The following is a 9,242-nucleotide window of genomic DNA, read 5'->3' on the forward strand; positions in this document are numbered from 1 at the left end:
GGTATCGGTCAACGAGGAAATGGTGGGTCACAAGTTCGGCGAGTTCTCGCCGACCCGTACCTTCCACGGCCATTCTGGCGACAAGAAAGCCAAGAAGGCGTGAGGATCGAGCGATGAGCAAACCAAAGCGCGAACGTAGCCTCGCCGATAACGAGGCCAAGGCAGTGGCAAGGATGCTGCGCGTCAGCCCGCAGAAGCTCAATCTTGTCGCGCAGCTGATCCGCGGCCGGACGGCTTCGGCGGCACTCGCCGACCTGCAGTTCTCGCGCAAGCGGATCGCGGTCGACGTCAGGAAGTGCCTGGAGTCGGCGATCGCGAATGCCGAAAACAATCACGACCTCGAGGTCGACGATCTCGTCGTCGCCGAGGCCCATGTCGGCAACGGCATCGTGATGAAGCGTTTTGCCCCGCGCGGCCGCGGCCGCTCGGGCCGTATCTATAAACCGTTCTCGCACCTGACCATCGTGGTTCGTCAGGTCGAGGCCGAGGCGAGCGCGTAAAGAGCGCAGGAGACTACGATGGGTCAAAAGATCAATCCAATCGGGCTGCGTCTCGGCATCAACCGGACCTGGGATTCCCGCTGGTTCGCCGGCAAGAACGAGTACGGCAAGCTGTTGCATGAGGACATCAAGATACGCGAGATCCTGCACAAGGAGCTCAAGCAGGCGGCGGTTGCCCGCATCGTGATCGAGCGTCCGCACAAGAAGTGCCGGGTGACGATCCACTCGGCGCGTCCGGGCGTGGTGATCGGCAAGAAGGGCGCCGACATCGACAAGCTGCGCAAGCGCGTGGCCGACATCACCGACTCCGACGTCGTCATCAACATCGTCGAAATCCGCAAGCCCGAACTCGACGCCACCCTGGTCGCCGAATCGATCGCCCAGCAGCTCGAGCGCCGCGTCGCATTCCGCCGCGCCATGAAGCGCGCGGTGCAGTCGGCGATGCGTCTCGGCGCCGAAGGCATCCGGATCAACTGCTCGGGCCGCCTCGGCGGCGCCGAAATCGCGCGCATGGAATGGTATCGCGAAGGCCGCGTGCCGCTGCACACCCTGCGCGCCGACATCGATTACGGCGTTGCGACCGCGTTCACCACCTTCGGCACCTGCGGCGTCAAGGTCTGGATCTTCAAGGGCGAGATCCTCGAGCACGATCCGATGGCCCAGGACAAGAAGATGGCCGAAGGCGACAGCTCGCGGCCGCGCCGCGACGCCGCTTGAGGCATTAGGGAAAGTTTGAGGGCGTAAGCCATGATGCAACCAAAGAAAACCAAGTTCCGGAAGGCGCATAAGGGCCGTATCCACGGCGTTGCGACGTCGGGCGCGGCGTTGTCGTTCGGTCAGTTCGGCCTGAAGGCGATGGAGCCCGAGCGCGTCACCGCCCGTCAGATCGAAGCCGCGCGCCGCGCGCTGACCCGTCACATGAAGCGCGCCGGCCGGGTCTGGATCCGCATCTTCCCGGACGTGCCGGTATCGAAGAAGCCCGCCGAAGTCCGCATGGGCTCGGGCAAGGGCACGCCGGAATTGTGGGTGGCGCGGGTCAAGCCCGGCCGCGTGATTTTCGAGATCGACGGCGTGACCGTGCAGACCGCGAAGGAAGCGCTGTCGCTCGCCGCCGCCAAGCTGCCGATCAAGACGCGCTTCGTCGCGCGTATCGCGGAGTGAGCGTGATGGCCGAGATGAAAACCGCCGATATCCGCGCCATGAGCGAGGACCAGATGGAGGACGCCGTTCTCAATCTGAAGAAGGAGCGCTTCAACCTGCGTTTCCAGCGCGCCACCGGGCAGCTGGAGAACACCTCGCGGCTGCGTGAAGCCCGCCGCGATATCGCCCGCATCAAGACCATCGCCGCGCAAAAGCGCGCGAAGAAGAAGTAAGAGGCCGGATATGCCGAAACGTACACTTCAGGGCGTGGTCGTCAGCGACAAGCAAGCCAAGACGGTGGTGGTGCGCGTCGATCGCCGCTTCACCCACCCGATCTACAAGAAGACGATCCGCCGTTCGAAAAACTATCACGCCCACGACGAGAACAGCGAGTTCAAGCCGGGCGACGTGGTGTGGATCGAGGAAAGCAAGCCGATCTCGAAGCTGAAGCGCTGGACCGTGGTCCGGGGCGAACAGAAGAAAACGGCCTGAGGCTCGTCCGGCGCCGCCGGACGGATTTTCGGGAAAATTTCAGGCGCAACCAGGCGCATCAGAAAGAGGACGAGGTGCATCAATGATTCAGATGCAGACCAACCTCGACGTGGCCGACAATTCAGGCGCACGCCGTGTCATGTGCATCAAGGTGCTTGGGGGCTCCAAGCGCCGCTATGCCACCGTGGGCGACGTCATCGTGGTGTCGATCAAGGAAGCGATCCCGCGCGGCAAGGTCAAGAAGGGCGACGTGATGAAGGCGGTCGTGGTGCGGGTCCGCAAGGACATCCGCCGCGCCGACGGCTCGGTGATCCGCTTCGACCGCAACGCCGCCGTGTTGATCAACAACCAGTCGGAGCCGGTCGGCACCCGCATCTTCGGGCCGGTGCCGCGCGAGCTGCGCGCCAAGAACCACATGAAGATCATCTCGCTCGCGCCGGAGGTGCTGTGATGGCTGCCAAGATCCGGAAAGGCGACAAGGTCATGGTTTTGTCCGGCCGCGACAAGGGCCGTACCGGCGAAGTCTTCGAGGTGCGCCCCGCCGAGAACAAGGCGCTGGTGCGCGGCGTCAACATGGTGAAGCGGCACCAGAAGCAGTCCCAGGCCCAGGAAGGCGGCATCATCTCCAAGGAGTCGCCGATCCATTTGTCCAACATCGCCTATGTCGGCAAGGACGGCAAGCCGACCCGCGTGGGCTTCAAGATTCAGGCTGATGGCAAGAAGGTACGCATTGCCAAGAGCTCGGGAGCAGAGATCGATGGCTGAGACCGCTTATGTGCCGCGCCTGCGCGCGGAGTTTGACAACAGCATCCGCGGCAAGCTGACCGAACAGTTCGGCTATGCCAATCTGATGCAGGTGCCGCGGCTCGACAAGGTCGTGCTCAATATGGGCGTCGGCGAGTCCGTCAACGACCGCAAGAAGGCGGAAAACGCCGCGGCCGACCTGTCGCTGATCGCCGGCCAGAAGGCGATCGTGACCTATTCCCGGGTCGCGATCGCGACCTTCAAGCTGCGCGAGAACCAGCCGATCGGCTGCAAGGTCACGTTGCGCAAGGCGCGGATGTACGAGTTCATCGATCGCCTGGTGAACGTGGCGCTGCCGCGCGTGCGCGACTTCCGCGGCCTCAGTCCGAAGAGCTTCGATGGCCGCGGCAACTATTCGCTCGGCATCAAGGAACACATCATTTTCCCCGAAATCGACTTCGACAAGGCCGGGGAAACATTGGGCATGGACGTCACGGTCTGCACCACGGCGCGTACCGACGACGAGGCGCGTGCCTTGTTGACCGCATTCAATTTCCCGTTCCGGCAGTGAGACGCTGTCAAGCCTCTCAAACGCGGAAACCCAGGAGCCAAGCATGGCAAAGAAGAGTTCGATCGAGAAGAACAACCGGCGCAAGCGGATGACCAAGAACGCCGCGCCCCAGCGCGCGAAGCTGAAGACGATCATCGCCGACAAGAACAGGCCGATGGAAGAGCGGTTCGCGGCGACGCTGAAGCTCGCCGAGATGCCGCGCAATTCGTCGGCGACCCGGATCCGCAACCGCTGCGAATTGTCCGGCCGTCCGCGCTCGAATTATCGCAAGAACAAGCTCAGCCGCATCGCGCTGCGTGAACTCGGCTCCAAGGGCCTGGTTCCCGGGCTCGTGAAGTCGAGCTGGTAAGGGGGTCGTCAGATGTCAACGCACGATCCGATCAGCGATTTGATCACCCGCATTCGCAACGCGCAGATGCGTTCCAAGTCCAAGGTGTCGACCCCCGGCTCGAAGATGCGCGCCAGCGTGCTCGAAGTGCTGAAGTCCGAGGGTTATATCCGCGGCTACGCCAGCGTCGAGCACGCCTCCGGCCGCAGCGAGCTCGAGATCGAGCTGAAATATTTCGACGGCGCGCCGGTGATTCGCGAGATCGAACGGGTCTCCAAGCCGGGACGGCGGGTTTACGCCTCGGTGAAGAACCTGCCGCGCGTCAACAACGGGCTCGGCATTTCGGTGTTGTCGACACCGAAGGGAATTATGGCTGACCACGACGCGCGCGACGCGAATGTGGGCGGCGAAATTCTCTTCACGGTGTTTTGAGGAAGGATTGAGTCATGTCACGTATTGGCAAGCGGCCCGTGACGGTTCCGTCGGGCGTTACCGCGACCGTCGAGGGACAGACCGTCAGGATGAAGGGGCCGAAAGGCCAGCTTCAGTTCGTCGTGCATGACGACGTCGATGTGAAGTTCGAGAACGGCGCGGTCAAGGTTGCGCCAAGGGTGGAAACCAACCGCGCCCAGGCACTCTACGGCACTGCGCGCGCGCAGATTGCGAATCTGGTGGCCGGCGTCACCAAGGGTTTCGAGAAGAAGCTCGAGATCACCGGCGTCGGCTATCGCGCCGCGCTGCAGGGCAAGAACCTGCAGCTCGAGCTCGGTTACAGCCACGACGTCGTCTATGCGATTCCGGAAGGCATCGCGATCACGGTGCCGAAGCCGACCGAGATCGTCATCGTCGGCAACGACAGCCAGCGCGTCGGTCAGGTCGCCGCCGAGATCCGCAGCTACCGTCCGCCGGAGCCTTACAAGGGCAAGGGCGTGAAATATTCGGATGAATTCATCTTCCGCAAGGAAGGCAAGAAGAAGTAACGGAGCCGGTCATGTCACTGAAGGTTACCAATGCCCGGCGCAAGCAACGCGTGCGGCTGTCGTTGCGCCGTTCCGCGGGCGGGCGGCCGCGGCTGTCGGTATTCCGATCGTCGAAGCACATCTATGCCCAGGTCATCGACGACCTGAAGGGCGAGACGCTGGCGTCGGCGTCGTCGCTGGAAAAGTCGATGCGCGAGGCCGGCAACACCGGTGCCAACATCGACGCGGCCAAGGCCGTCGGCAAGCTGCTGGCGGAGCGCGCGGTGAAGAAGGGCGTCAAGGAAGTGGTGTTCGACCGCGGCGGCTATCTCTATCACGGGCGCGTCAAGGCGCTTGCCGATGCCGCGCGCGAGAGCGGATTGAGCTTTTGAGAATCTTGGTTTGAACCGACACGAGGACAGGGGCTTGGGCCTCCCAGAGATTGGAAAACACCATGGCAGGTGAACGCGAACGCGGCGGACGCGAACGGAGTAGGGATCGCGAGGAGCGCGACAGCGAGTTCGTCGACAAGCTCGTCCACATCAATCGCGTGGCGAAGGTCGTCAAGGGCGGCAAGCGCTTCGGCTTCGCGGCGCTGGTCGTGATCGGCGACCAGAAGGGCCGGGTCGGTTTTGGCCACGGCAAGGCGCGCGAGGTGCCGGAGGCGATCCGCAAGGCGACGGAATCGGCCAAGCGCAATCTGACGCGGGTTGCGTTGCGCGAAGGCCGCACGCTGCATCACGACATCGCCGGCCGTCACGGCGCCGGCCGCGTCTATCTGCGCGCGGCGCCGGCCGGTACCGGCATCATCGCCGGCGGCCCGATGCGCGCGGTATTCGAGACGCTCGGCATCCAGGACGTGGTGGCGAAGTCGATCGGCTCGTCGAACCCCTACAACATGGTTCGCGCGACCTTCGACGCGCTGAAGCATCAGGATTCGCCGCGCTCGGTGGCGGCGCGCCGCAACATCAAGGTGTCCACGCTGCAGTCGCGCCGCGTCGGCGGCGACGCCGAAGCCGTGGCTGAATAACAACGCGGGCTTTTCCCGCGCTACCTGGAGTGACGACGATGGCCAAGGCCGCAAAGATGATCAAGGTCGAGCAGACCGGCAGCGCAATCCGCCGCCATCACTCGCAGCGTGCGACGCTGATCGGCCTCAAGCTCAACAAGATCGGCCGGGTCACCGAGCTGCGGGACACCCCTGCGATTCGCGGCATGATCGCAAAGGTTCAACATCTCGTCCGCGTCGTCGGCGAGAGTTAAGGCAAGCAAGATCGGAGCATGATCCCGAAAAGTGGGAACCGGTTTTCGGTCAAGATCATGCTCCGGAGATAAAGGAAGCGAACGATGAAGCTCAGCGATATCGCCGACAATGCCGGCTCGCGTAAAAAGCGCATGCGCGTCGGCCGCGGCATCGGCTCAGGCAAGGGCAAGACTGCGGGCCGCGGCGGCAAGGGCCAGACCGCGCGGTCGGGCGTGCGCATCAAGGGGTTTGAAGGCGGCCAGATGCCGCTGCACCGGCGGCTGCCGAAGCGCGGCTTCAACAACATCTTCAAGCTCGATTTCGCCGAGATCAACCTCGACCGGTTGCAGCAGGCGATCGACGCCAGGCAGCTCGATCCCAAGGACATCATCAACGCCGAATCGCTGGTAAAGTCGGGCGCGCTGCGCCGCGCCAAGGATGGCGTGCGGCTGCTCGGCCGCGGCGAACTCAAGGCCAAGCTGACGATCGAGGTTCACGGCGCGTCGAAATCGGCCGTCGCGGCGGTCGAAAAGGCGGGCGGCACGGTGAAGATCCTGGCGCCGGCCAGGAAGCAAGCAGGCGAGGCGGCGTAACATCTGCGTCATCGCCCGTCACGGCGGGCAATCCGCGGAATGGAGCGATGGACTTATCGAAGCCGAGCACCAGATAATGTCCGGCGTCTGCCGATGGTCCCGTAGGGGAAGTCGGCGCGGAGGCGGCGGGAGAAAGCCAAAACAATGGTCTCAGCAGCGGAACAACTTGCGGCCAACCTCAATTTCGCGGCGCTCGGCAAGGCCGACGAGCTGAAGAAGCGAATCTGGTTCACGCTGGGTGCGCTGCTGGTTTACCGGCTCGGCACCTACATCCCGCTGCCTGGCATCGATCCCAACATCTGGGAACAGGTGTTCAAGTCGCAGGCCGGTGGCATCCTCGGCATGTTCAACATGTTCGCCGGCGGCGGCATCCACCGCATGGCGATCTTCGCACTGAACATCATGCCGTATATCTCGGCCTCGATCATCATCCAGCTTCTGACCACGGTATCGCCGCAGCTCGAGGCCCTGAAGAAGGAAGGCGAGGCGGGCCGCAAGACGCTGAACCAGTACACGCGCTATCTCACCGTGATCCTTGCCGCGTTCCAGTCCTACGGCATCGCCTTCGGCCTCGAAGGCGCCGGCAACGTCGTCAGCGATCCCGGCCTGTTCTTCCGGCTTTCCACCGCGATCACGCTGACCGGCGGCACCATGTTCCTGATGTGGCTCGGCGAGCAGATCACCTCGCGCGGCATCGGCAACGGCATTTCGCTGATCATTCTCTCCGGCATCGTCGCCGAGCTGCCCTCGGCGCTCGCCAACATGCTGGAACTCGGCCGTCAGGGCGCACTGTCGACCGGTCTGATCCTGATCGTGATCGTGATGGCGGTCGCCGTGATCGCCTTCATCGTGTTCATGGAGCGGGCGCAGCGGCGGCTTCTGATCCAGTATCCGAAGCGCCAGGTCGGCAACAAGATGTTCGAGGGCCAGTCCTCGCATCTGCCGCTCAAGCTCAACACCTCGGGCGTGATTCCGCCGATCTTCGCGTCCTCGCTGTTGCTGCTGCCGACCACGGTCGCGAACTTCAACGCCGGCAAGGGGCCGGAATGGTTCCAGTGGATCATCACCCAGCTCGGTCACGGCCGTCCGCTGTTCCTGTTTCTCTATCTGGCGCTGATCGTGTTCTTCGCGTTCTTCTACACCGCGATCGTGTTCAACCCGACCGAGACCGCCGACAACCTCAAGAAGCATGGCGGCTTCGTCCCCGGCATCCGTCCGGGCGAGCGCACCGCCGAATATATCGACTATGTGCTGTCGCGGATTACCGTGCTCGGCGCGGTCTATCTCGCGATCGTCTGCCTGATCCCGGAAATTCTGATTTCCTATGCCTCGGTGCCGTTCTACTTTGGCGGCACCTCGCTCCTGATCGTCGTCAGCGTGACCATGGACACGGTGGCGCAGGTGCAGGGCTATCTGCTCGCCCATCAGTATGAGGGGCTGATCCGGAAGTCCAAGCTCAGGGGCCGCCGTCGATGAAGTCAGAGTTGGCGCGCCGTATCGCCTTCACTCTGGGCGCGCTCCTCGTCTACCGGCTCGGCACCTACATCCCGCTGCCTGGCATCGATCCCGACATCTGGGAACAGGTGTTCGAGTCGCAGGCCGGTGGCATTCTCGGCGTGTTCAACATATTGGCCGGCGGCGGCATTCATCGCATGGCGATCTTCGCGCTGAACATCATGCCGTATTTTTCCGCGGCGATCCTCATTCAGCTGGTCTCGATGGTCTCACCGAAGCTCAACGCGCTATCCAGGGGCGGTGAAGCCGGACGGCGGAAGATCGCGCGCTACACTATCGCTCTGGCCATCTCACTGGCAGCGTTTCAGGCGTTTGGCATCGCCTCGGGGCTGCAGAATGTCCCCAATCTCGTCGGCGATCCGGGCGGACTATTTCTGCTCTCGGCGGCGGTGACGCTCACGGGTGGGATGGTATTGCTGATCTGGCTCAGCGAACAGATCACCGTGCGCGGCATCGGCAACGGCCTGGCCTTGTTGATTTTTGCGAGCGTCGCGGTGGAAATGCCCCGCGCCGTTGCCGAGATGCTGGAACTGACCCGGCAGGGAGCCTTGTCCACCGGGCAGGCATCGCTGCTGGCAATTCTGTCGGTAGCCATGGTCGGCCTGGTCGTTTTCGTCGAACTCGCACGCCGGCGGGTGCCGCTTGAATTCGCGGCCCGAAAGATCGGGAAACGTTCGATTCCGGCGCAATCGTCATATTTGCCACTTAAGCTCAACAGCTCGGGCGTAATTCCCACCATAATGGCCCCGTGGCTGTTGCTGCCGTTGTTGACCGTTGGTCTCGTCCTTGGTCAAACGTCTTGGCTGGATGCGACGATCAGTCATCTGCGGATCGGTCAGTTGGGCCATATGATCTTCAGCTCGATTGCAATCATCATCCTCGCGTTCATCTACACATCGTTCGTGATCGATCCCGAGCATGCCGCCGATTCCCTGAAGAAAGGTGGTGCCGTAATCCCGGGAATTGAGCCGGGCGAACCTACCGCCGAGCACCTCGACCGCATCGTGTCGTACACGACATGCATTGGCTCGCTTTATCTCGCCGCGGTATTTTTGATACCCGAGCTGTGGCTCAGCCTTGGCCAGGTGCCGTTTTATTTGGGCGGAGCATCGGTTCTGGTTGTGGTTTGCACGGTTCTTGATATTGAAACACAGGTG

18 protein-coding genes are annotated in these 9,242 nt (G+C 62.9%); all 18 read left to right on the forward strand.

Going from position 1 to position 9,242, the window contains the following annotated elements:
* Positions 1-103, forward strand: a 103-nt coding sequence (locus tag WCE35_RS16910) for a ribosomal protein S19 family protein (RefSeq protein WP_424594491.1), incomplete at its 5' end; no start/stop codon positions are given.
* Positions 104-113: 10 nt separating this feature from the next.
* A complete protein-coding gene (gene rplV / locus WCE35_RS16915) occupies positions 114-500 on the forward strand; it encodes a 50S ribosomal protein L22 (protein ID WP_424594476.1) in 387 nt (128 codons plus the stop codon).
* A gap of 18 nt (positions 501-518) precedes the next feature.
* Entirely contained in the window at positions 519-1,217 is a 699-nt protein-coding gene (gene rpsC, locus WCE35_RS16920) for a 30S ribosomal protein S3 (RefSeq protein WP_424594477.1), read from the forward strand.
* Positions 1,218-1,247: 30 nt separating this feature from the next.
* Entirely contained in the window at positions 1,248-1,661 is a 414-nt protein-coding gene (gene rplP / locus WCE35_RS16925; RefSeq protein ID WP_424594478.1) for a 50S ribosomal protein L16, read from the forward strand.
* A gap of 5 nt (positions 1,662-1,666) precedes the next feature.
* The gene (rpmC, locus tag WCE35_RS16930) at positions 1,667-1,873 is read left to right on the forward strand and encodes a 50S ribosomal protein L29 (RefSeq protein ID WP_424594479.1); all 207 of its coding nucleotides are present in this window, start codon (positions 1,667-1,669) and stop codon (positions 1,871-1,873) included.
* Positions 1,874-1,883: 10 nt separating this feature from the next.
* Entirely contained in the window at positions 1,884-2,132 is a 249-nt protein-coding gene (gene rpsQ, locus WCE35_RS16935; protein WP_424594480.1) for a 30S ribosomal protein S17, read from the forward strand.
* Positions 2,133-2,214: 82 nt separating this feature from the next.
* A complete protein-coding gene (rplN, locus tag WCE35_RS16940) occupies positions 2,215-2,583 on the forward strand; it encodes a 50S ribosomal protein L14 (RefSeq protein WP_011473865.1) in 369 nt (122 codons plus the stop codon).
* Positions 2,583-2,897, forward strand: a complete 315-nt coding sequence (gene rplX / locus WCE35_RS16945; protein ID WP_424594481.1) for a 50S ribosomal protein L24 — start codon at positions 2,583-2,585, stop codon at positions 2,895-2,897. The genes rplN and rplX overlap by 1 nt, the downstream gene beginning before the upstream one ends.
* Entirely contained in the window at positions 2,890-3,447 is a 558-nt protein-coding gene (gene rplE, locus WCE35_RS16950; RefSeq protein WP_424594482.1) for a 50S ribosomal protein L5, read from the forward strand. Before rplX ends, rplE begins: the two co-directional genes overlap by 8 nt.
* A gap of 43 nt (positions 3,448-3,490) precedes the next feature.
* Positions 3,491-3,796 carry a 30S ribosomal protein S14 gene (gene rpsN / locus WCE35_RS16955; protein ID WP_424594483.1) on the forward strand — a complete coding sequence of 102 codons (306 nt, stop codon included), beginning with the start codon at positions 3,491-3,493 and terminating at the stop codon, positions 3,794-3,796.
* Between the two features lie 12 nt (positions 3,797-3,808).
* A complete protein-coding gene (gene rpsH / locus WCE35_RS16960) occupies positions 3,809-4,207 on the forward strand; it encodes a 30S ribosomal protein S8 (RefSeq protein ID WP_424594484.1) in 399 nt (132 codons plus the stop codon).
* Between the two features lie 14 nt (positions 4,208-4,221).
* Positions 4,222-4,755, forward strand: coding sequence for a 50S ribosomal protein L6 (rplF, locus tag WCE35_RS16965; RefSeq protein WP_424594485.1), 534 nt, complete (start codon positions 4,222-4,224; stop codon positions 4,753-4,755).
* A gap of 11 nt (positions 4,756-4,766) precedes the next feature.
* Positions 4,767-5,126: a 50S ribosomal protein L18 gene (gene rplR / locus WCE35_RS16970; protein WP_424594486.1), complete on the forward strand. Its 360-nt coding sequence runs from the start codon at positions 4,767-4,769 to the stop codon at positions 5,124-5,126.
* 62 nt (positions 5,127-5,188) lie between these two features.
* Positions 5,189-5,764, forward strand: coding sequence for a 30S ribosomal protein S5 (gene rpsE, locus WCE35_RS16975; protein ID WP_029081759.1), 576 nt, complete (start codon positions 5,189-5,191; stop codon positions 5,762-5,764).
* Positions 5,765-5,802: 38 nt separating this feature from the next.
* Entirely contained in the window at positions 5,803-5,997 is a 195-nt protein-coding gene (gene rpmD / locus WCE35_RS16980) for a 50S ribosomal protein L30 (protein ID WP_424594487.1), read from the forward strand.
* 84 nt (positions 5,998-6,081) lie between these two features.
* Positions 6,082-6,570 carry a 50S ribosomal protein L15 gene (gene rplO, locus WCE35_RS16985; protein ID WP_424594488.1) on the forward strand — a complete coding sequence of 163 codons (489 nt, stop codon included), beginning with the start codon at positions 6,082-6,084 and terminating at the stop codon, positions 6,568-6,570.
* Positions 6,571-6,714: 144 nt separating this feature from the next.
* A complete protein-coding gene (gene secY, locus WCE35_RS16990) occupies positions 6,715-8,046 on the forward strand; it encodes a preprotein translocase subunit SecY (RefSeq protein ID WP_424594489.1) in 1,332 nt (443 codons plus the stop codon).
* On the forward strand, positions 8,043-9,242 hold a 1,200-nt coding region (gene secY, locus WCE35_RS16995), incomplete at its 3' end, for a preprotein translocase subunit SecY (RefSeq protein WP_424594490.1). The genes secY (WCE35_RS16990) and secY (WCE35_RS16995), both read left to right, overlap by 4 nt.

The organism is Bradyrhizobium sp., from assembly GCF_049691595.1.
GTDB lineage: Bacteria > Pseudomonadota > Alphaproteobacteria > Rhizobiales > Xanthobacteraceae > Bradyrhizobium.

Excerpts from the sequence above, each read along its gene's own strand:
- rplO (WP_424594488.1), top strand. The coding sequence starts at position 6,082 with ATGAAGCTCAGCGATATCGCCGACAATGCCGGCTCGCGTAAAAAGCGC.
- rpmD (WP_424594487.1), top strand. The coding sequence starts at position 5,803 with ATGGCCAAGGCCGCAAAGATGATCAAGGTCGAGCAGACCGGCAGCGCA.
- rplR (WP_424594486.1), top strand. The coding sequence starts at position 4,767 with ATGTCACTGAAGGTTACCAATGCCCGGCGCAAGCAACGCGTGCGGCTG.
- secY (WP_424594489.1), top strand. The coding sequence starts at position 6,715 with ATGGTCTCAGCAGCGGAACAACTTGCGGCCAACCTCAATTTCGCGGCG.
- rpsQ (WP_424594480.1), top strand. The coding sequence starts at position 1,884 with ATGCCGAAACGTACACTTCAGGGCGTGGTCGTCAGCGACAAGCAAGCC.
- rplX (WP_424594481.1), top strand. The coding sequence starts at position 2,583 with ATGGCTGCCAAGATCCGGAAAGGCGACAAGGTCATGGTTTTGTCCGGC.
- rplP (WP_424594478.1), top strand. The coding sequence starts at position 1,248 with ATGATGCAACCAAAGAAAACCAAGTTCCGGAAGGCGCATAAGGGCCGT.
- rplE (WP_424594482.1), top strand. The coding sequence starts at position 2,890 with ATGGCTGAGACCGCTTATGTGCCGCGCCTGCGCGCGGAGTTTGACAAC.
- rpsN (WP_424594483.1), top strand. The coding sequence starts at position 3,491 with ATGGCAAAGAAGAGTTCGATCGAGAAGAACAACCGGCGCAAGCGGATG.
- rplV (WP_424594476.1), top strand. The coding sequence starts at position 114 with ATGAGCAAACCAAAGCGCGAACGTAGCCTCGCCGATAACGAGGCCAAG.
- rpmC (WP_424594479.1), top strand. The coding sequence starts at position 1,667 with ATGGCCGAGATGAAAACCGCCGATATCCGCGCCATGAGCGAGGACCAG.
- rplF (WP_424594485.1), top strand. The coding sequence starts at position 4,222 with ATGTCACGTATTGGCAAGCGGCCCGTGACGGTTCCGTCGGGCGTTACC.
- rpsC (WP_424594477.1), top strand. The coding sequence starts at position 519 with ATGGGTCAAAAGATCAATCCAATCGGGCTGCGTCTCGGCATCAACCGG.
- rpsE (WP_029081759.1), top strand. The coding sequence starts at position 5,189 with ATGGCAGGTGAACGCGAACGCGGCGGACGCGAACGGAGTAGGGATCGC.
- rplN (WP_011473865.1), top strand. The coding sequence starts at position 2,215 with ATGATTCAGATGCAGACCAACCTCGACGTGGCCGACAATTCAGGCGCA.
- rpsH (WP_424594484.1), top strand. The coding sequence starts at position 3,809 with ATGTCAACGCACGATCCGATCAGCGATTTGATCACCCGCATTCGCAAC.